General features: G+C 47.4%; 16 protein-coding genes. 5 read left to right on the top strand and 11 right to left on the bottom strand.

Features of this window, described 5'->3' with window-relative positions; all coding sequences use genetic code 11:
• Nucleotides 1-225 precede the first annotated feature (225 nt).
• The gene (locus NDA03_RS01470; protein WP_190413035.1) at nt 226-1665 is read left to right on the top strand and encodes a phosphoglucomutase/phosphomannomutase family protein; all 1440 of its coding nucleotides are present in this window, start codon (nt 226-228) and stop codon (nt 1663-1665) included.
• 74 nt (nt 1666-1739) lie between these two features.
• Nucleotides 1740-2006 (top strand): LapA family protein, encoded by a 267-nt coding sequence (locus tag NDA03_RS01465; protein ID WP_190413036.1) that lies wholly within the window; start codon nt 1740-1742, stop codon nt 2004-2006.
• A gap of 36 nt (nt 2007-2042) precedes the next feature.
• Here NDA03_RS01465 and NDA03_RS01460 read toward each other — a convergent pair whose 3' ends face one another.
• The 3 genes from NDA03_RS01460 to NDA03_RS01450 form a co-directional block, all read right to left on the bottom strand.
• Nucleotides 2043-2615 carry a thermonuclease family protein gene (locus NDA03_RS01460; protein WP_348237072.1) on the bottom strand — a complete coding sequence of 191 codons (573 nt, stop codon included), beginning with the start codon at nt 2613-2615 and terminating at the stop codon, nt 2043-2045.
• A 189-nt stretch (nt 2616-2804) separates the two neighbouring features.
• Complete coding sequence (polA, locus tag NDA03_RS01455) at nt 2805-5768, bottom strand: DNA polymerase I (RefSeq protein WP_348237071.1); 2964 nt, start codon at nt 5766-5768, stop codon at nt 2805-2807.
• 283 nt (nt 5769-6051) lie between these two features.
• Complete coding sequence (locus NDA03_RS01450; protein ID WP_190413039.1) at nt 6052-6897, bottom strand: DUF4114 domain-containing protein; 846 nt, start codon at nt 6895-6897, stop codon at nt 6052-6054.
• A 937-nt stretch (nt 6898-7834) separates the two neighbouring features.
• Between NDA03_RS01450 and NDA03_RS01445 the strand changes: the two genes are divergently transcribed.
• Together NDA03_RS01445 and NDA03_RS01440 are read left to right on the top strand one after the other, a co-directional pair.
• Nucleotides 7835-7978: a hypothetical protein gene (locus tag NDA03_RS01445; RefSeq protein ID WP_190429976.1), complete on the top strand. Its 144-nt coding sequence runs from the start codon at nt 7835-7837 to the stop codon at nt 7976-7978.
• Between the two features lie 236 nt (nt 7979-8214).
• The gene (locus tag NDA03_RS01440; RefSeq protein WP_190413041.1) at nt 8215-8508 is read left to right on the top strand and encodes a WGxxGxxG family protein; all 294 of its coding nucleotides are present in this window, start codon (nt 8215-8217) and stop codon (nt 8506-8508) included.
• A 293-nt stretch (nt 8509-8801) separates the two neighbouring features.
• On the opposite strand, the gene NDA03_RS01435 is transcribed toward NDA03_RS01440, so the two are convergent.
• The 5 genes from NDA03_RS01435 to NDA03_RS01415 form a co-directional block, all read right to left on the bottom strand.
• Nucleotides 8802-10217, bottom strand: a complete 1416-nt coding sequence (locus NDA03_RS01435) for an IctB family putative bicarbonate transporter (RefSeq protein WP_190525914.1) — start codon at nt 10215-10217, stop codon at nt 8802-8804.
• A 131-nt stretch (nt 10218-10348) separates the two neighbouring features.
• Nucleotides 10349-11953 (bottom strand): GAF domain-containing sensor histidine kinase, encoded by a 1605-nt coding sequence (locus tag NDA03_RS01430; protein WP_348237070.1) that lies wholly within the window; start codon nt 11951-11953, stop codon nt 10349-10351.
• Between the two features lie 482 nt (nt 11954-12435).
• Nucleotides 12436-13158 (bottom strand): GUN4 domain-containing protein, encoded by a 723-nt coding sequence (locus NDA03_RS01425; RefSeq protein ID WP_348237069.1) that lies wholly within the window; start codon nt 13156-13158, stop codon nt 12436-12438.
• Between the two features lie 113 nt (nt 13159-13271).
• Nucleotides 13272-13766: an adenylyltransferase/cytidyltransferase family protein gene (locus tag NDA03_RS01420; RefSeq protein WP_190413045.1), complete on the bottom strand. Its 495-nt coding sequence runs from the start codon at nt 13764-13766 to the stop codon at nt 13272-13274.
• Between the two features lie 136 nt (nt 13767-13902).
• Nucleotides 13903-14583: a response regulator transcription factor gene (locus NDA03_RS01415; RefSeq protein WP_190438583.1), complete on the bottom strand. Its 681-nt coding sequence runs from the start codon at nt 14581-14583 to the stop codon at nt 13903-13905.
• Between the two features lie 681 nt (nt 14584-15264).
• Between NDA03_RS01415 and NDA03_RS01410 the strand changes: the two genes are divergently transcribed.
• A complete protein-coding gene (locus NDA03_RS01410; RefSeq protein ID WP_348237068.1) occupies nt 15265-16692 on the top strand; it encodes an NADP-dependent isocitrate dehydrogenase in 1428 nt (475 codons plus the stop codon).
• Between the two features lie 49 nt (nt 16693-16741).
• Here NDA03_RS01410 and NDA03_RS01405 read toward each other — a convergent pair whose 3' ends face one another.
• The 3 genes from NDA03_RS01405 to lptB all read right to left on the bottom strand — a co-directional run bounded on the left by NDA03_RS01405 (nt 16742) and on the right by lptB (nt 20417).
• Nucleotides 16742-17911, bottom strand: coding sequence for a hypothetical protein (locus NDA03_RS01405; protein WP_190536650.1), 1170 nt, complete (start codon nt 17909-17911; stop codon nt 16742-16744).
• Between the two features lie 419 nt (nt 17912-18330).
• Complete coding sequence (locus NDA03_RS01400) at nt 18331-19494, bottom strand: LptF/LptG family permease (RefSeq protein WP_242034015.1); 1164 nt, start codon at nt 19492-19494, stop codon at nt 18331-18333.
• Between the two features lie 194 nt (nt 19495-19688).
• Nucleotides 19689-20417: an LPS export ABC transporter ATP-binding protein gene (gene lptB / locus NDA03_RS01395; protein ID WP_190413049.1), complete on the bottom strand. Its 729-nt coding sequence runs from the start codon at nt 20415-20417 to the stop codon at nt 19689-19691.
• Nucleotides 20418-20461 lie beyond the last annotated feature (44 nt).

The raw sequence follows: 20461 nt of genomic DNA, 5'->3' as shown, positions 1-20461 counted from the left end.
ATATTGCTTTTGCAGCTAATTTACCATTTGCAACGGCAATTAACACCTGATTGCTACCCTTGTTTGCAATTAAGGGTTGGGTCTATCGTATCCTCAGATTCAGCTAGATTTTCTGCCGGTGCGAACAAATTGTTCAGTTTATACAAACCATTTGTCATCCGGTAGCGAGATTGAAGCGATAGGCGTCTTGTAGTATTTAGGTGGAATCAAGAGGAAGTGGTTAAGATGAGCGCAGCCAGCAGTTCAAACAAGATCAAATTTGGTACCGATGGATGGCGGGGGATTATCGCCGATGACTTTACCTTCGCCAATGTGTGTAAAGTAACGCGGGCGATCGCGAGTTATCTCGAAAACGCCTATTCCAAAGACCGTCCCGTCTTAGTAGCTTACGATACCCGTTTTTTAGCCGACCAATTCGCCCGGACTGCTGCTGAAGTTTTGGCAGACGCTGGGTGGACGGTGAAAATTGTCGATCGAGATTGCCCGACACCAGTTATTGCCTACAACGCTAAGCTTCTCAACTCTGCTGGGGCACTGATGTTCACCGCCAGTCATAACCCAGCTCCCTATTGCGGCATCAAATACATCCCCGATTACGCTGGTCCGGCTACACCGGAAATTACGGATACAATTGTAGCAAATATTGAAGACGCTACGGATGAGCCGCCGAGTGGCAACAATGCCAACAAGATTTCTACCTTTGATCCCAAGCCAGATTATCTCCAGTTTATTTACACCCTGCTGGATGTAGAGCGAATTAAGAGCGCAGGGCTAAAGGTGAAGTACGACGCCCTCTACTCCACTTCTCGTGGCTACCTGGATACCGTCTTGGAGCGCTGTGGTTGCGATACAGAGGCATTCCACACCTATCGCGATGTTCTCTTTGGCGGTGGAATGCCAGAACCAAAAGGAGAGGAATTGATTGGACTCGTCGAAGCAGTGAAAAAAGACGGGGCAGATTTAGGTTTGGCGACGGATGGAGATAGCGATCGCTTCGGCATTGTTGACGAACAAGGAAACGTGCTGACACCGAACACGGTGCTGCTGCTGCTGGCGCGTCACTTAGTCAAAAACAAAGGCAAAACTGGCGCAATTGTCCGCACCGTTGCCACCACCCACCTGCTGGATAACCTCGCTGCTAAGTACGGCTTGGAAATCTACGAAACAGCAGTAGGCTTTAAATACATCGGCGAGAAAATGCGCGAGACGCAGGTATTGATCGGCGGCGAAGAATCAGGTGGATTGAGCATTATCGGACATATTCCCGAAAAAGACGGGATTTTAGCCGATATGCTAGTCGCAGAAGCGATCGCTTACGAAGGTAAGCCTTTAAGTCAGCTAGTAGAAGAAGTAATCGCAGAAGCCGATGGCCCTCTGTACAACAAACGTCTCGATTTGCACTTAGAGGACGCCCACAAAGCCGCTGTAATCGATGATTTCACCAAAAATCCCCCAGCAGAAGTGGCAGGAATTAAAGTGAGAGAAGTAGGGCGTAAAGACGGGATCAAACTCTACTTAGAAGAAGGCAGTTGGATACTCCTGCGTCCTTCTGGAACAGAACCGCTAATGCGGGTTTATCTGGAAACGAATACTCCAGAAAAAATGACCCAAATTGCCCAGCAAATGGAACAAATCATTAACCAACTGGAACCCGTCACAGTCTAAATGATAGGTAGGAGCAAGAGCAATTTCCTTGCTCCTACTTGGTAGCAGGAACTTACTCAGTCGCCATTATCACCATGAAAGCCCTTACCAACCTGCTTACCTCGCTGATTTTAGCCAGTTCCGTCGCAGCGATCGCTCTGTTGTCCATTCAAAACATCACGCCGGTATCGGTGAAATTTCTAACTTTCCAGTCGATCCGGATGCCAGTAGGCGTCGTGCTAGCGTTTAGTGCTGGCGCGGGGGCGATTGGGAGTGCAATCGTGCCTATTGTTTGGGGATCGCCTTCCAGTAATCAGTCTCAATCAGAAGATGCCAGTGAGTATGCTGACGAAGACTTTTGATGGTTATTGTCCATTGCAATTAACTATCAGCCTTTGCTACTTACTCTCACTGCGATACTCCCACGGCGGCAGAAACTTGGAGTCACGCCAAATGCCGCGCCGACTCTTTTTCGCCTCAGCTTCTGCTTGCTCAACGATAGCAGCGCTAGGGCAATCTTTTAGATACTGACGATACACCAGTACCAGTCCCTCTTTTGCCAACACTTCCTGAACAAAAGTGCCGTCAGGCAGGCGCACCTCGCTAACTTTACGCCCGTACCTATCAGTATCAGTCACAGTTAAGCGAACGCGATCGCCTCCTTGCTGGATCAATTCTTGCAATCGCTGCTGCGCTTTGACTCCCCACTTAAATTGGTTTTGATCTGCTGCTTTTTTGCTTGCCTTTTCCTTGCTGGAATGCGGAACTTCCGGAGCATCCACACAAGCAAAGCGCACGTTAATATTTTTCCCACTGCGATCCGTCACGGCGAGAGTATCCCCATCGCTGACTCGTTTAACCGAGTAAGTGGGTGGACCAAAAATGGCTTCACACCCCACCAAGCCAAGGATAAGAATAACTGCACCAGTCCAGATGAGAGAGTTTTGGATGAGTTTGCGAGTGCCGGTCATTATAAATATTTACTACAAAGGAAAAGTCCATCTGGACAGACGTTTCCATTGTCCAATAGTTTCGGACGCTTGTTGCTGGCTTTTCGTAGTGGGAGTCGTGAAGGGAGATGCGATCGCGCTTCTATCCCACGCTGAGCTTAACCACCAATCGAACAGTCATACAGGAAAGGCTGTCGAAACTACAGTTTTTTACTTCGTCTCCATCCAATTCTGCCCTGCACGCACATCAACCTTAAGAGGAACGCTCAAGGAAACGGCGTTTTCCATCGTTGAGCGAATCTGAGGCTGTAATTCTTCCCATTCCGAGGGAGGAACTTCAAGCACTAATTCATCGTGAACTTGCAATAATAAACGCGCCTGGTAATTCTGCAAAACTTTGTGCAGTTTATCCATTGCAATTTTGATGATATCGGCGCTAGAACCTTGGATGGGAGCATTAGCTGCGGCGCGTAGCGAACCGGCGTCAGCTTGTCCTAAATTACGGAGTTTGTCAAGGTTAATTTCATCGGGATTGCTCCCTTGCAGCTTGCGGAGACTGCCGCCCTCAAAGTTAAAGTAACGGCGGCGTCCTAAAATAGTTTCGACATAACCGTGAGCGATCGCTTCCCGCTTCACCCGCTCCAAATATTCAAATACCTTACGGTAGCGCTCGTTAAACCGATCGATAAACAATCTGCCTTCTGTTGCCTTCACCCCAGCTTCCCGCGCAAATCGCTGCGCTCCCATCCCATAAATTACGCCAAAATTGATAATTTTCCCTAATCGGCGCTCCTCAGATGTCACCGTATCCTTCTCCAACAACAGCCGAGCGGTGACACTGTGAATATCTTCATTTTGCTGGTATGCCTCAATCAGCACTGGCTCTTGGCTCAGGTGAGCCAAAATCCGCAACTCAATTTGTGAATAGTCAGCAGCAACCAGCAACCAACCCGGTTCTGGTACAAATCCTTTACGAATTCGCCGACTAAACGCTGTGCGGATGGGAATATTTTGTAAGTTGGGATTAGAAGAAGACAATCGCCCTGTTGTCGTCCCTGTCTGATTAAAATTCGTATGCACCCGCTGAGTATCTGGACGTATCAGCAAGGGTAAAGCGTCCACATAAGTAGACTTCAACTTGGAAAGGGTGCGGTACTCTAAAACGGCATCGACAAGTGGATGATCGCCTTGCAGTTTTTCCAGCGTTGCGGCATCTGTAGAATAACCCGACTGAATTTTCCGAGACTTTTTGGTGTCTAGCTTGAGCTTGTCAAATAAGATTTGGCTCAGTTGTTTCGGTGAACCCAAGCTAAATTTTTCCCCGGCTTCCTGATAAGCTTTCTGCTCAATCCCCGCTAAATCCTTTTCCAGTTCTTGAGAGAGTGTCTGGAGATAGGCTGGATCGATCCGGATGCCCACATATTCCATCTGGGCTAAAACTGGCTCTAAAGGTTGTTCTACTTCCCGTAACAACCGTTGAAGAGCGGGGATTTCCTCTAATTTTTCTCGTAACTTTAGTACCAACTGGAAAGTGGCATAGACTTGCATCCCGCAGTAGTAGGCTACCGTCTGAATATTCATATCGGCAATCGTTTTGCCTTTGGGCACCACATCCGCATAATTACTGATACTTAACTCCAGATGCCGCAATACTAAGTCGCCGAGATTGTGGCTGTTTTCTGGATTTAGCACGTAACTGGCAAGCATTGTGTCAAACACCACCCCAACCAAGTTAACTCCCTGACAGCGCAGCACTAGCCGGTCAAACTTGGCATTCTGCAACGTCTTGGGATACTCAGCACTTTCTAGAATCGGACGCAACGCTTCTAAGACGGCTGTTTTATCCAGATTTTCACCAGTTTTGTGACCCGTGGGAATATAAGCAACTTCAGATGGATCAATGCCCCAGCAGCAGCCAATCCCCACCAGTTGGGCGTCTCGTGGCTCTAGGGAATCCGTTTCCGTATCCCACGCTACTGGGTTGTCAGGGTCGGTGCAACTTTGCAGCTGCTTTATCAGTTCTATCAGTTTTTCTGGAGTATCAATAATTTGGACGCTAATCTTACTCGCAGCATTTGTGTCTGCCTTGCTAGCCGCTTCGGTGTCAGCGGCACTGAAAAACCAGGAATCGCCATCATCAAAGGTGATTTGTTCAAGTTCTTCTTTAGATTCAACGGGTTTAGCTTCCTCTGCCACACCGCCAAATGCCTGCTGCAACTGCTTGATTCGGCTCAAATAAGTCCTAAACTCTAACTTTTCTAGCAGCGGTTCTAGCTCGGCGTTATCAAATCCCTTCAGCGGGCAGTCTTCTAAACTAACGTCTAGAGGGACATCAAGAACGATCCTTGCCAAGTGCTGGGAACGGTATGCCTCTTCTTTCCCGGCTTCCAGCTTCTGTTTGACTGCTCCTTTAATCTCATCCAATGAGGCATAAATCCCATCCAGGGAGCCGTATTCTGTAAGCAACTTCACGGCTGTTTTGTCGCCAATTCCCTTGACACCGGGGATATTGTCGGAGGCATCGCCACACAAAGCTTTGTAATCGACAACCTGCTCTGGTGTAATGCCCTTTAGTTTCTCTTTAACTTCCTCTGGCCCAAATTCTACTGGCCCTGTATTGCTGCCACGTTGCCAGAAGGTTTGACCGAGATAAAGAACGCTAATTTCCTTTGCAGTGTCAACCAGTTGAAATAAATCTCTATCGCCCGTAACAATCTTTACCCGATACCCAGCCGCACTCGCCTTTTGTGACAGCGTTCCCAAGACATCATCTGCCTCATACCCCGGTGCCGTCACAATTGGCAGATTGAAGGCATCTAAAAGGTCGTGAAGATTTTTCAGGTCGATGATAAAGTCTTCTGGCGTCTCAGCGCGGTCAGCTTTATAGGTATCGTCGGCTTCGTGGCGGAAAGTGGGTAGGCCCAGGTCGAATGCGATCGCCATCGCCTGAGGTTGCTGGGATGCTATTACTTCCAGTAACGACTTGAGGAAGCCAAAACAAACACTGGTAGGAATCCCAGTCTTTGTTTTTAAGCCTCCATCCCGCCCTTTAGCAAAGGCAAAGTAGGCGCGGAAGGCTAACGAGTGACCATCCACCAGGATAAAGACAGGCCGCATATCAGATGAGCTAGCAGCGGAGTGAGAGGGGTTGGAGGCAGAGGTAGATTGAGACATAGCCTTATTTTAGCTAGCGCCAGAGAGCAGATATTCTTTACAATGCCTCAGATTGTTCGCCTGAAGCGAACAATCTGTTAGATATCTCATCCCACAGCTCAGCCTGAATGATTTTAACTACCCCTAGGGGAAATATCCTATCTATGCGCTGCTTCACTGGCTAAGCTTACAGCGAAGCAGCTGCTACATAAGCTTCCAATAAAAAAGCCCGCAGGGTGCAGGCTAGAAACAGGGGTTATTGACTAATTGAACTTGCAAAGATTATCAGCGATAGGCCAGGGGATTAGCCATTGATTTGGCTGTTGCGGCGGCGACGCAGGCCAAACATCCCTAACGTACTTGCAGCTACCAGTGCCAACGTTGCAGATGGTTCAGGTACGCTTTGCAGACTTTGGTTGCCGATATCGACGATGAAAACTGTGTCGTTGAAATCCCGGTCAGAGGCTGGAGTCACGCCAGTCTCGCTTCCATCTCCGTACAAATCTTCAAAACCGATCACCAGGTAACGGGAGTTAAAGAGATATCCTCTGGCGTGCTGTAGCCCATCAGGGTTAGGAGCATTAAAAGCAGAATTGTAAATGCCGTAGGAGTTGCTGGTGCCGTATAAGCTATTGGCGTTCAACTGGAAATTCAGGGTTGTACCTTTACTGAAGTTGCCTAAGTTGACCCAATCTCCTTGCTTTAGATTAGTAAAGCTAGTTTGGTTTTCCCTAATACTTTCTGTGCTGTTGAGTTCCCAGAAAGCCATTCCATCTTTGACAATGTCGCCGTTACTGTCAAGTGCTTGATAACCTAGCTGATTGTTATAATCCGCCCCTTCATTGACGAAGTAAGCACGAACATCAGTATCGTTTTGCAACGTTAATTTGCTTAAATCAAATGATTTACCGCCTAAAAGGCTCAAGTCTGGAAATGCGTATTTTTCTTGAGACTTATTGATCTGCGTGTTTAAGCTATCGATAAGCGTGCTGATGTTTGAAAAATCATCAGATTGGCTCAATGCATTCTTTGTGGGTGCAGTATTTACAGAACCCCAGTTAATCTCAGCCGATGCCGGTGCAGTTGCAGAGATGACGCCGGTCAGGGCAGCAGCAGCGGCGAGCAGACTAGTAATTAGTTTGATTTTCATTTGAGTACCTCTACCAAGGCGATGAACGACTTCACCCCATCCAACCGGCAAATACATCCAAAATAATTGAGTTTATTTTTACTTTAGAAGCCCGGTGCAGACGTGTGTTTTCTTTTCCTTGTTTATTAATAACTGAAATCATAATTCTTTGTCTACAGCTTTTCTAATTCTTTTTGGCTTCTTCATAGTATTGAATATTTACGTAAAACCCTTAAATACACTTACAAAGCTACTAATTAGTTTTGAATTTAAAGCAGTATTTTCCTCAACCTCAAAACTTTTTTTTTGAAGCACATCGGTAAATATTCTGAAAGCTTTTCAGGGATTTTGCGGATAGCGCTTTTTATTTGACAGCGCTATGCATAAAAATTCAGTATTCTCAAGAATGGGGAAATTTCCAGAGTCAGGTTAAAACACGAGCGGGAACTGGTAATACGCACAATGCTGACAGCCTACGCAGATTACGTAACCGTGAGTTCGGGATAAAGAACAGCCATAACAGATAGGCCGAAACTGCTGAATTCTCCATCCATCTGCTTGTCCCATGCTCAGATAAGAAGAAAAGTTCTACGGTGTCGATAACTGGTTCTAAAGGTTTGAAAACCCTGTCCGCAGCCACAATTGCTTCGCTGATAGGCTGCAACACCGTAAACGAGAACGTTTACGGTGTTGCGAAAGCGGTCGATGATTGAGACACTGATTGACCAGTTGAAGTTGATCAGTTGAAGAACATTTCTCGGAGCGAGCATTCTCATCACCTCAGGGAGACACCTTGATGGGTGCCATTATCTATCGAGACAAGCAAAGCCTGGCAACTTCTATCTCCTTCAGATGAAGAGGGCAGAAGTTGTGAGAGCTTTTATCAAACAGAGTTCAGACGGTACGGAGACTTTAGAACCCTTGCCTTGCAGGTTTAGTCTCTTTAGAAGAGAATTCCATGCGCCTTTTTCCAGAAATGGGCTGCTCCCTCACCGCAGTCGGGCAACTTTCTGGTCAACCTGGTGTGCGGATTGATTGCAAGAGCCACCAAACCAAGCAGCCCTCTATCACCATTGACTACCATTTACTACCTGCTGCTTAAGCCAAACTCACATGAATTCGCAAGCTTATTATTGATCCCCAGTCTTAAAAAGTTAAATTTGGTTTATAGCCTGAAAATTACCTAATTATAAAGAGGGAGGAAATGGTGGAAAGAAAAGACATTTTCTATCTCTATAGTTAGAGTCTAGAAGTTTTTAATCTATAGCTGTAGATTGATTCTGATTTGGAGGGAAATCTATAAGTTTGTGAGTGAAGAGCGGACAAGGAGCTTTATTTATGAAACGATCTGATTTATCAAAATTTATTGGAGCTGGCGTTCTCTCCTTAAGTATGGCGGTTCTGCCTTTGACTGTGCCTGCTTCTGCTCAAACGAATACTGATACAAATACAACTACAAACACCGATCCTCGCCAAGACGTTAGAACCGTTGAAAGCGATCGCAATTTTGATTGGGGCTGGTTGGGCTTGCTGGGACTGCTTGGTTTAGCAGGCTTAGCGGGTCGCAAGCATGAAGAACCAACCCGTTACCGCGATCCAGATCCAGTAAGTCGTACCGGCTACAGAGAGTAAAAAAACGGGTGGCTTATAGGAAAATTAACGGCACTAAAAAAGGCAAAAGGCAAAAGAAAGAAGAGGAAATCTTTCCTTTGCCTTTTTGCTTTTGAAATTTTCTAAACTTGTTTGGATTCTAGATAAATCAAAAGTCAGAGTCTTTAGTCTTTAGCCATGAGTACAACTCCATCCACTCTAGGAGTCCTGTTTGGACAAGAGTTTGTGAGTCCTTGTTTTTTCGCTCGCCTTTGGACGGAGTAGGTGCCGAAAAAAGTCTAAAAACTAATGAATAATCAAACAGGGAAATCGGATTAACTGTGTTCCGTTAGTGTGTGGGGAGTGCGATCGCTACTCGGTGAGAAAGTGTAATAACTAGCAATCAACGCCACCATCATCCACCAAAGCGTATTTACTTCCGGTCTATACCAGACTGTATCTACCAAACCATGTCCTAATAGACCAAATATCGTGGCAATCGCCGCTATCAGCCAAAAGCCCTCACGCCTGCCCAGTTGCCGCAAACGATTTAGCTGTAGCCATCCTTGGTTAAAGGTGACAATCAGCAACCACATAAAGCAGCAAAAACCAATTAAGCCAGTTTCTACAGCCAATTCCAGGAAAACGGAATAAGCACTTAAGGCAGTATAGCGGGGGCGCTGATAAAGGGGATAAACTTTGTTAAAAGCCTCGTTGCCAGGGCCTATCCCTAAAATCGGGCGATCGCGGATCATCTCAATCACCGCTTCCCAAACGTTGACCCGGAAATTGTTACTGCTATCCTTGCGACTTGCAAAAATACTAAAAACGCGATCGCGCACTGGTTCCACAAATAGGATCGCCACCGCTAGCACTAGCGCCAAACTTCCTAACAGAATCGGCAGCGACCAAGTCCGCCAGAAAGGTGGCAGATGTTCGCCGATCCAGTAAAGCAGCATCAGCGAAAATACTAAAAGCAAAAATATAAAGCCAATCCAGCCGCCGCGACTGAACGTGAGAATCAAACACGCAGTATTAACGGAAAACATCGTCAGCGCTAGCGCTTTACGACTCCACCCGCGCCAAGCAAAAATAGCAGCCAGCGAGAAAGCGATCGCAGGCAAAAGATAAGCAGCGAGTAAATTGGGATTACCTAAATAGCTATAAACTCGCGTCGTTTTAGATAGAGGAGACGTTGGATCTGTCCAAGTTGCCAGTGCCGCCGCCCCAAAAAACCATTGTCGCAGCCCGTAGACACTAACAATCAGCGCAATGTGGAGATAGACCGCGATCAGGATAGAACGCAGGCGGGGCGATCGCAGCACTCGCGCCATGAGCGCAAAAAATAGCAAATACAGCGTTAGCTTGCCCCAGCCCTTCAAAGCAGCTATCTTCACTGGCGACAGAGCCGTTGCTACAGTGGCAATGCCCCAGTACAGTAACACCAACCAGTGAATTGGAGTAACTTTAGGCGCTTCGCCCGGTACATAACCCGCCTCATCTGACAGAGTCAGCAGTATCCAAAAGCCAGCACCGGCAGCTAACAACACGCCAACCAGGGCCGTTGTCACGAAAGGAGCCAACGCAAACACTAAAGCCACAAACAAGGCTCCCAACGGCTCAGCCCACTGCACGCAGACGCTACTCTGCCGCCAGCTTCGCAAGCTACCGACCAACCGATGCAAATAGCTTGCACTTTGCCACTGATACAGCGGCAAACTGGACAAGGTAAATTGTTGCCAAACACTCATGTGATAGGTCAGGGGGGAAGTGATTATGGGTGATTGGTATTGATCACATTAGTCATTGGTCAATGAACAATTAGCCATTCCCTATGACGATTACCAATTACCCAAGTACATAGTTTATAGTCTCTAGTCCGTCAATCATCACCAATTGTTTCCACCGCATCCACCTGTGGCAAGCTGACTACATAGCGATATCCCGCTTCTGGAGAGCCTTGAACAGAAATGTGCCCACCATGAATTTCTGCCAATAAACAGCTCAGCAACAACCCCAAACTTTCACGAGAACCATTGCCGACTGATAAATGGGACAGCCCTTCTGAGACGGCAGAATCAGCGGCACGAGAGTCATTCAGCAACAATTGATTCATTGATGTGAGGGACGGCACGGAGTACGGCTCTTGAATGTAAGCAACACTGGCTTCTGAGAGAGCTGGTTCTAAGTGATGATTTGGCGACATATCGGACTGGGCATAAAACTCAATCTGCGGTAGACCATCTCCTAGCCAGGGATGAGAAACCCACACCGCAATGTTCAGCTTTTCGATTTTGCGAGAGACATGAATGCGAACCACACCTCCTGCACTCCCTGAGTTAATTAGATTAAAAATCAGGTAGTAAAGAATTTGCCGCACTTTATCCTTGTCAAGCAACCAGATGCGCTTTCCAGGCTCTACAGATAGACGAATCTGTTGCTGCCGCCCAGACGCAATCTGTTGCAGGTTATTAATCGCCTGTTGACACAGCATTTCGATGTCCACAGAGGTGAAATCGAGTTTTTGGCTAACCTCATCCAACCCTCCCAGAGACAAAATTTCATCAACTAGCGACACTAAGTGCTGACCGCTGTTGTGGATAATCTCCAGGTATTCCTTCTGCTTGGTCGTTAATGGCCCATAAACTTCGCGTCCCAAAACACTTGCCATCCCCATAATTGAAGTCAACGGAGTCCGCAGTTCCTGTGACAGCTGGGATAGCAGTTTGACTTTAACGGAGCTAGTTGCAGAGGGGCTAGGGGTTGAACGGGTCAGGGACAACACTTCACCCGCATTGCTGCCCATACTGCTGTTGTTCGAGGCGGCATTGTATCCCAGGTCTTTACCCGTTTCTGGTTGCCCGTTAGGCGACGGCTTGGCAAACCAATAGCTGGAGTTGGTACGCTCTAAAGACCCCAATTGTCGCGTTTCTAAAAATAGACGGTTTCTCTCAAATTCACTCAGACTCCAGCGAGCCATAAGTTCCAAAAAGTCAATATCTTTGCTAGTAAAGTTACGAGGCACTAAGTCCATCACTGCCAGGGTGCCCAGGCAGATTCCACTAGATGATAGCAGCGGTGTCCCTAGATAGGCACGGATGCCGTAGTGCTGCACAAGAGCAGTTTCAGCAAACGCTCGATTTGTTAGCGTATCGCCAGCAATCAAAACTTGATGACTATCGACCACATAAGTACACAAAGATTGATGGCGTGGGAGCTGCCGGGACGTGGCGAGATCGTTCATCAACCCTAATCGTGATAAACCCACAGCTGCTTTGATCCGCTGCTTGTCTTGAGCCATTAAACTTAAAATGCAAATCGGCGCTTCCAAAAATCGGGCTGCTGTTTGAGTAGCTTCCTCGAACACTGGAACCATCTCTGCTTCAAGTAGACCCAATTCTCCCAAAGCAGTGAACCTTTGTTGTTCTCGTGCTGCCGGTGTCAAACCATCCAAACGACAAAAAAGTCTGCTTTCTGGGGCTGCCATTACCATCCCTACTCCCATACGCTTTGCTTGTATGACTTAATTTAATATCCCGCTACACTTAGCGTTCCCGAAGAAGGCCTCTAACAAACACGTTGAGCAGAGAGTTTTGCTTTTCGGTTAAAAAGGACTAAGGGTAAATGACACTGAGTTTAAACAAAATTGACTTCTATCGTAGGTTGAACGACAAGAATAGCGGGGGTTCTCCCGCCCTGGCGACGTGGTGTTTGAGGTCGCGCAGGCGCGTTCATGCCGTAAGGCTTTAGCCTTCAAGGGAGGAGAAAGCAACAAAAATCAAGGGAGGCGTTGAGTTTCGCACTCGGCTCAACCCAGCCGACGAGTCTTAAGTGACGGTGATTCGACTGAGGAGTCAGGATGAAAAACAAGAGTGAAAAGTAGAGTCATTTCTGCTGGCAAGAGGCTTTCTTGCTTCATTCACTCATCACTCTTGTTTGCTGAGTCTTGAGTCCTGAGCCTTGAAGTTTTCAACTTGACCAGGCGGGATGAGATAACAAGGCGGCAATCACCCGGACACCCCGCAGCTGATTTGACAGAGGCAGATGACCCCTAGGGGCACTGAAATCCCAGGTAAACTCGTTGGGATATCGAGTCCAGTTGTTGCCGCTCTTCCAGCCAATTTTGGGCCAGAACTTTAAGAAGTCTTTGCCGAGACTCAGCCAGATTTCCCGTTGCACGGAAAAACCGAATTTGCCCTCCGAGTGTAGGAACCACAGGCTATTGATGGTTTGTAAATCAGGAATGGGGAAGTTTTCTACCTCTGTAAAGTACAACCATTTTCTCTGTACAGCCTGAGCACCTGCCAATTCACACAGCTTTTGCAAGGTTAGGCGGTCAGCGGCAAGAAAGTCTTGTTGCAAGAGCAGGTGTTGCAGGGAACTGTAGTCGATGCCGCGTTCTGAGTGTAAGGGGATAATGCCGGAAGGGAAATGGGTTTGAAGAAATTCAGTTGCAGCTGGCAAATTGGCGTTGTAGAGGGTCTGGTAGGCTTTAGCTGTAACTAAATTGGTAGGAGTTGACTGATTGTTACGTAAAAATTCCATCAGTACCTCCAAACCGGCATTACCCGCTTTTAGAAGTTCTGGGAGGAGTTGTAGTTGCGTTTTTTCAGAACCCGACTCAAACTTGCAGCGTAGGTCGGTAAGGTCTTGGCTGGTGTATGGTAGGTCGGCAGTCGTTTGGTCTGTCATGAAGCAAGTCATTTCAGGTTGCTGTTAGTTATTAGTCATTAGTCATTAGTCTCTAGTCTTTAGTCCGTAGCCAATGACTAATGACCAATGACTAATGACTTTTGACAAATGCGCTAATCATTTGAGTGCAGGATGCGGTCAATCATCGCTGTGGTCGAGGTGGAAATTTCCACTTTGACCAATTCAATCTGACCTCCGTATGCCTGAACGGCAGGTGTTTCAGGCAGGGTTTCCAAGCTGTAGTCGCCTCCTTTGACATAGATATCGGGCTTGAGTGTTTCAATTAAGCCAGTGGCTGTCAATGAGTCGAAGATTACCACTCCATCCACGGGCTTAAGGGCGGCGAGAACTTCAGCCCGCTGCTGCTCAGGCACGATAGGTCGGGGAGGCAATCCCTGCTGATGGGGCTTGATTGCACGGACGGACTGATCACTATTTAACCCCACGACGAGCGATCGCCCCAAGGACTTTGCTACTTGTAAATATCGAACATGACCTGTATGGAGTAAATCAAAGCACCCGTTAGTAAATACTAGCGGTCGCCATCGGCTAGGATCTGCCGCGATCGCTTGACTTAATTCATTTAGTGTATAAACGCCTGAAATCATAGGTAATGAGAGTTTTGAGCGATAAGTTTTGAGTTTTGAGTTATCAGAAAATTTTTAATTTAAAATTCAGAGGCGATCAACCCTTGTCTCTACAACTTAAAAATTGATTACCAATTACCAATGACTGCCTCATCTCTCACGGCTCTTCATGGGTGGGAGGTCGGTATCCGTGTTCAAAGGCAAATCGAACTAGTTGAGAGCGATTCTCTAGTTCCAGCTTACTGAGGATGTTACTAAGATGGGTCTGAACGGTGCGCGGACTGATAAACAAGCGATCGCTAATTTGTTTATTGGTAAATCCCTGAATCACCTCCCAAAAAACTCTTTGCTCTGCGGGTGTTAACGGAAGTGGCTCGCAGGTGGCAGAACCCAACGCTCCGATTGCTGTCGCTGCGGTGGAACTGGTTGCCATCTGCTGCATCAACCGTACCATTTCCGCATGGATGCGGCGCGATCGCTCTAGCTGAGCTTCAATTTTTGCGACTAATTCCCTGGGATCGAAGGGTTTAGTCAGATAATCATCTGCCCCAATCGTATGACCTTGAATTCGGTCTTCTAGCTCTCCTTTGCCTGACAAAAAGATAAACGGTACCAATTGCCCGATAGGAGTTGTTCGCAGGCGTCGGCAGAATTCCAAACCGTCCATCTCCGGCATCATCACATCGCTGACCACCAAATCCGGTGGAGCTTGTTCAAAAGCGCTTAGTGCCTCCATACCAGAACTTACATCCTGAACCAGATACCCCTGGTTTTGCAGGTAGCGTGTCAAGACAGTTCGCAGGGTTCTATCATCATCAACGAGCAAAATTTTTTTCATCGTTACTCTAGAAGAGCGCCTTTCAGGGGCCATATCAGCCTAGGTCTGCAAACTGAATTCATCCCGCTTTGATGTGAGTTGAGGTTTTTGTGAAAAGGGCAGAGGCGGCTTGTGCAGCATATCTCTTTTTTATATCAGCTTCACAAATACTGGCAGCGTCAAGAATTTCTCAGCCAGTATTTGTGAGATTGATGGACTAAAAACCAGCGATCGCCCTCAGTCTACTTTATTATCAGCCTAAAGGATCAGCATAAAGGCTGATGACAGAATGCGCTTAAGATTATTCAAAAAAATTAGCCGTTCGACCCATTCTCGTAGGGCCTCTTGGCTAAATAGATGCCAAAGTTTTGATTTGAAGCGCGAATTCCTTGATCCCAGTAGCACTTCTAGAGACTACCATTAGGTCTGTAATCCTTTTTTGCGCTCCTCGGTGTCTGGTTTAAACTTCTGCAACGATCCCTTCGTAGAGCTGCGATTAATCGCAGCTCTACCATGCAAAATCCAAAATGAGATAACAGCCTCCTAGCAGCCCTGCCTCAGCTTGGATGATTTGCGAACATCATGGCAATCAAACCGCCTAAACTGCAAAAAAGCTTAACCGAAACTTTTGCGAATCAGCCGATTTGGTAGTCTTCCTGTCAAAATATTGTCTGGCTAGACTAGATCCAACAAAAGTGCAATATGTACGAAAAAATCACTCCTCCTGACATGGGCGAACGTATCATCTTCAAAGATGGCGAACCCGTTGTTCCAGACAACCCGATCGTTCCTTTCATTCGCGGAGATGGCACGGGCATCGACCTCTGGCCCGCCGCCCAGAAGGTCTTTGATGCCGCTGTCCAAGCTGCTTATGGTGGCAAGCGACAAATCAGCTGGTTCAAAATCTACGCCGGGGATGAAGCCTGTGAGAAGTACGGCACCTACCAATATTTGCCCCAAGATACTCTAGACGCAATTAAAGAATACGGTATTGCCATCAAAGGGCCGCTAACAACCCCGATTGGGGGCGGCATCCGGTCGCTGAATGTGGCACTGCGTCAGATTTTTGACCTTTACTCCTGTGTCCGCCCCTGCAAGTATTACCCAGGCACCCCCTCTCCCCACAAAAGCCCGGAGAAACTCGATGTCATCATCTATCGAGAAAATACAGAAGACATCTACCTGGGAATTGAGTGGCGTCAAGGCAGCGAAATTGGCAACAAATTGATTGACATCCTCAATAATGAGCTAATTCCAGCTACGCCAGAACACGGCAAAAAGCAAATTCCCCTAGACTCTGGAATCGGTATCAAGCCAATTAGTAAGACGGGTTCCCAGCGCCTAGTGCGCCGTGCGATCAAGAATGCCCTGCGCCTACCCAAGCATAAACAGATGGTGACGCTGGTGCATAAGGGCAACATCATGAAGTACACCGAAGGCGCTTTCCGCGATTGGGGTTACGAAGTAGCGAGCGCTGAGTTTCGCGCTGAGTGCGTTACAGAACGAGAATCATGGATTCTGGACAACAAAGCCCGTAATCCAGAGATTACCTTGGAAGAAAACGCCCGTCAGATTGAGCCTGGGTACGACGCCTTGACGGCAGAGAAAAAAGCCCAAATCACTCGTGAAGTGGAAGATGTTCTCAATGCCATCTGGGAAACCCACGGCAACGGTCAGTGGAAAGACAAGGTGATGGTGAACGATCGAATTGCTGACAGCATTTTCCAACAGATTCAGACTCGACCGGATGAATATTCCATCCTCGCTACGATGAACCTGAATGGTGATTATTTGTCAGATGCAGCGGCAGCGATTGTCGGTGGGCTGGGGATGGGGCCAGGAGCCAATATTGGCGATCGATGCGCCATCTTTGAAGCGACTCACGGCACCGCACCGAAGCACGCTGGACTCGATCGGGTAAACCCCGGGTCGGTCATTTTGTCAGGCGTGATGATGTTGGAATTTATGGGCTGGCAGGAGGCAGCTGACTTGATTAAGCATGGCCTCGGTCAGGCGATCTCTAACGGCGAAGTGACCTATGATTTGGCTCGACTCATGGAACCGCCGGTGGAGCCTCTGAAATGCTCGGAATTTGCCTCCGCCATCATCAAATACTTCCAAAGTAATTAGTAAATAGCGATTAGCAATTAGCGAGCAACCCACAGCTAATTGCTAACAGCTATGGATTTGAGAAAGTATTAATCTGACCCCCACCAATGTAGCGTCCTGGAACGCGACGAGGAGCTGTAAAGTTAGGCTGGTTCAACTGACCCGGTTGCGATCCGGAATTACCAAGATTGGAGCCAAAACCAGAGTTGCTGTTGAACCCGCTTCTTTGAGTGTTCGCTCCCGATGGGTACTGCCCATAATTACTGGTCGTTATCGGTGCCACTGGCGGTGCTATCTGTGGTGTTACGGGGACAGCAGGTGCTACAACGGGAGGAACCGCCTGGGGTTGGGTTAAATAGGTGTAAGAATTCGGGGTGGAAGAACCCTGAGTAGCGTTGCTAGTCGTGGGTAAGGGAGTGCTATAGCCTGTAGTGTTCGCTAGGGCACTTGCTGGCGGTGGTGCCATTTGCCCAGTGGATGTGGAATTGGGAAGCGTTTGTTGAGACGTATTTCCTGATGGCGATGCGTTTACTGCTTGGTTTGGCGAATTTTGATTTAACGCTTGTTGCAGGGAGTTGACTGGCAGGACGTTTTGGTTCTGGTTAGTTAGGTTGGGCACGCCAAAGCCCAGATTCGGAGTGGAGGTTGCTGTTGTAGTAGGATTTACCGCCTGTTGGTTCGTGGGTGTCAATCCCAAAAATGCCCCTGTATTGGGCTGGGGGCCAACATTTAATCCAGTATTTAATAAATCTTGTGCTGATGTCAGAAAAGGATTGTTCGAGTTTTGCGGAGCTTTGGGGATTCCTGCGATCGCTTGAGGCTGCGCGGTCGATTCTGTATTAGAAGCAGTCGCCGGGTTGCGAGTCAGTTGCTCAAATAAACCTTCTTGCTGGGTGGGATCTTGAGCTTTTTCCTTTCCCTTCTTGCCAGCGCCTTGATTAGTGCCGCGATTAAATTCCTGCATGAGCGCGGGCAAGTTATCGATATCAGCGCCAATCACACTGCTTTCTTGAGAAAGGTTTGGGTCATCCGAGGGATTCTCTGCGGAATCAACTTGCCCACTCTCCGTTTCTCCATCTAAAAGGCTGTTAAGCCATTCTGGGTGTACCCAGTACTCCCATACCCCTATCACCATCATCACCAGTGCGATCGCCGATCCCCAAAACGCAGGGCGCGCGAATGTCCGTAACCGTGCTTTGAGATAGCGGATGGAGGCAGGGACTTGTTTGGAGGATGACATAAGCTGTAGTGCAGCTCGACTTGCACAAGGGATTGTAAGTCGATTTTATACGCTATTGCCTTGAACAGGAACTGTCTTAATATACAGTTTGTTAAAAGATTTCTTTCATTTTTGTAAAATTTTAGCCAAGCTTTTAGTTTACTAAAGTTTAAATTTAGGAAGATAGAAAGGTTGCGATCGCTCGACGAGCATTAGTTACTAGAAACAGAAAAACACTCACTGAGGGGCAGGGAACAGATATGCCTCTACCAAGAACGGGTAGGTTTATAGATATGCTTAGGCCATGTGCAACTTTTTCTCTCCCCAATGAATTAGGGAGAGAAAAACAGTAATTTGCACAGTGCGTTATGCTTCGCTATCGCTCAATATCTTGAGCGAGAACCATCCCTACACGACTGACGATGACACTACCTTAAAGTTTAGCGGGCAGCTCGAAGCAGGAACCACGCTCCCGCTCCCAATCCAAACAGATTCGGTAACCAAGCAGCAATTACGGGAGAGAGGAAGTTACTTAGTCCCAGAGCATCACCAACGGACATTAACAAATAGTAAGCAAAAATGACGATCACGCTAATCCCAAAACCCGTCGCTTTACTGGTGCGAGTCGGTCTATTGGCTAAAGCGGCACCCACAATACCAAAAACGACACAAGCAAAGGGTAAAGCTATTTTTTGGTGAATGCGGATCAGAAGCTTGCGAATTTTTTGTTGATTACCACTGAGGCGTTCTAATTTCAGACGTTCTCTGGCTTGTGCAAGATTCATTTCGCCGTAGTCGCGCCCAGAATTTGCCAAATCCAAGGCGGTACGAGGCAGCTGCAACTGTTGGTGTTCAAACTTCAAAATATTGCGGTAGGAAGCATCGGGAGAGATTAAATAAATCGTGCCTTTGAAAAAATCCCAGGTGTTTTGTCCTGGATTCCAAGCAGCAGATTGCGAAGTAACAATTTGATTGAGACCCTCCTGAGACCAATCTAAAATCGTCAATCCTTCCATCTTTTGACCGTCAAACTTTTCTGCATAGAACAGGCGTTTTAACACTTGTTCTCTGTTGCCATTGGGTAGCTTAACTTTCGTATATTCTGGATAAAAAATATTGCGTTCTTGGAAAGATGGCTTTTCTTTATTTAGAGCTTTATCTAGACTAACTTTGGCTTGATAGTTCGCCGCGGGTACTACATACTCATTAAACGTAAAGGCGATGCCGGTCACAACAAAACTCAGGACGATCGCTGGTAGCACCAATCGATAAATACTCACCCCGCAGCTACGCAGGGCAACCAACTCACTGTCAGCGGAGAGACGACTATAGGTTAATAAGGCAGCCAGTAGCACTGAGGCAGGAAAGGCATACGCCATAAACTGTGGCAGACTTAACAGCAGGACTTTCAATACGAGCGATGCGGGTAGACCTACATCCACAGTCCTTCTCATCAGGTCAAATAAACTGCCAATCGTTACCCCGATGGAAGAAAAGAATCCCATGCCAAATAGGAAAGGCGCGACCAGCTCGGTGCCAATATAGCGATCCATCACCGAGACTGTCGAAATCAGGGGGGAGAGCGGATTGAAAGATTTGGTCATTGGTCAAGGATCGATGGGTAGGTAACGGGTAATGGGTAATGGGTAATGGGTAATTGGGGGAAAGTTTTAAGGAGTAGACTTACGGTTATCGCGTCTGAAATTTTGAATTCAAAACTCTCTTGTGGCTTCAAAATTCAATGCTTCTTACTGATGACTCTTGTGATTACCAATTCCCGATTACCGATTACCCAAGGCTATCTTTGGAAGTCATCTCCTAAGTAGTACTGTCGCACTAAGGGGTTATTGTAGAGTTCTTCTGAATTGCCAGAGGCGAGGATTTGTCCGTCGCGCATAATGTAGGCTCGATCGGTGATGGCGAGGGTTTCGCGGACGTTGTGATCGGTGATCAAGATGCCCATGTAGCGATCGCGCAGTCCGGCAATAATTTTTTGAATCTCCGATACGGCAATCGGATCAACACCGGCAAACGGCTCATCCAATAGCAAAAATTTTGGCCCTTCTCGCCCCGACGCTAAGGATCTCGCCAACTCGGTGCGCCGACGTTCTCCTCCAGATACCCGAATCCCCAGCGTATTTGCAACTTTTTCTAGCCGAAACTCTTGCAGCAAACCATTTAGACGGTTTTGCCACTCGCGACGAGGCACGCCTGTTTGTTCCAGCACCAAGAGAATATTGTCTTGGACGGTGAGGTTGCGGAAAATACTGGCTTCCTGAGCAAGATAGCCAATGCCTAAATGCGCTCGTTTGTGGATGGGTAAGGTGGTGATGTCCTGGTCATTCAGCCAAACCGTACCTTGATCGGGTTTTTCCAAGCCAGTTGCAATGTAAAAGGTCGTCGTTTTCCCAGCACCGTTAGGGCCGAGTAGTCCCACGACTTCTCCTTGCGCCACTGAAAGGTTGACGCGATTGACGATCGCACGTTTGCCGTAAGACTTGTGAATATTCTCCAGTACGATTTTCATTGAGAACTAGCTAATTGTTCATTGCTAATGGCTAACTGCTAATT

It is taken from the genome of Trichocoleus sp. Lan, assembly GCF_039961855.1.
In the GTDB taxonomy this organism is placed as follows: domain Bacteria; phylum Cyanobacteriota; class Cyanobacteriia; order Cyanobacteriales; family FACHB-T130; genus FACHB-T130.
The sequence above is the reverse complement of the archived record's forward strand: the minus strand, read 5'-3'. Positions and strand labels throughout refer to the sequence as shown.

What these genes read in the sequence shown, in the direction of transcription:
- NDA03_RS01470 (WP_190413035.1), top strand. Translation starts at nt 226, where the DNA reads ATGAGCGCAGCCAGCAGTTCAAACAAGATCAAATTTGGTACCGATGGA.
- NDA03_RS01465 (WP_190413036.1), top strand. Translation starts at nt 1,740, where the DNA reads ATGAAAGCCCTTACCAACCTGCTTACCTCGCTGATTTTAGCCAGTTCC.
- NDA03_RS01460 (WP_348237072.1), bottom strand. Translation starts at nt 2,615, where the DNA reads ATGACCGGCACTCGCAAACTCATCCAAAACTCTCTCATCTGGACTGGT.
- polA (WP_348237071.1), bottom strand. Translation starts at nt 5,768, where the DNA reads ATGTCTCAATCTACCTCTGCCTCCAACCCCTCTCACTCCGCTGCTAGC.
- NDA03_RS01450 (WP_190413039.1), bottom strand. Translation starts at nt 6,897, where the DNA reads ATGAAAATCAAACTAATTACTAGTCTGCTCGCCGCTGCTGCTGCCCTG.
- NDA03_RS01445 (WP_190429976.1), top strand. Translation starts at nt 7,835, where the DNA reads ATGCGCCTTTTTCCAGAAATGGGCTGCTCCCTCACCGCAGTCGGGCAA.
- NDA03_RS01440 (WP_190413041.1), top strand. Translation starts at nt 8,215, where the DNA reads ATGAAACGATCTGATTTATCAAAATTTATTGGAGCTGGCGTTCTCTCC.
- NDA03_RS01435 (WP_190525914.1), bottom strand. Translation starts at nt 10,217, where the DNA reads ATGAGTGTTTGGCAACAATTTACCTTGTCCAGTTTGCCGCTGTATCAG.
- NDA03_RS01430 (WP_348237070.1), bottom strand. Translation starts at nt 11,953, where the DNA reads ATGGCAGCCCCAGAAAGCAGACTTTTTTGTCGTTTGGATGGTTTGACA.
- NDA03_RS01425 (WP_348237069.1), bottom strand. Translation starts at nt 13,158, where the DNA reads ATGACAGACCAAACGACTGCCGACCTACCATACACCAGCCAAGACCTT.
- NDA03_RS01420 (WP_190413045.1), bottom strand. Translation starts at nt 13,766, where the DNA reads ATGATTTCAGGCGTTTATACACTAAATGAATTAAGTCAAGCGATCGCG.
- NDA03_RS01415 (WP_190438583.1), bottom strand. Translation starts at nt 14,583, where the DNA reads ATGAAAAAAATTTTGCTCGTTGATGATGATAGAACCCTGCGAACTGTC.
- NDA03_RS01410 (WP_348237068.1), top strand. Translation starts at nt 15,265, where the DNA reads ATGTACGAAAAAATCACTCCTCCTGACATGGGCGAACGTATCATCTTC.
- NDA03_RS01405 (WP_190536650.1), bottom strand. Translation starts at nt 17,911, where the DNA reads ATGTCATCCTCCAAACAAGTCCCTGCCTCCATCCGCTATCTCAAAGCA.
- NDA03_RS01400 (WP_242034015.1), bottom strand. Translation starts at nt 19,494, where the DNA reads ATGACCAAATCTTTCAATCCGCTCTCCCCCCTGATTTCGACAGTCTCG.
- lptB (WP_190413049.1), bottom strand. Translation starts at nt 20,417, where the DNA reads ATGAAAATCGTACTGGAGAATATTCACAAGTCTTACGGCAAACGTGCG.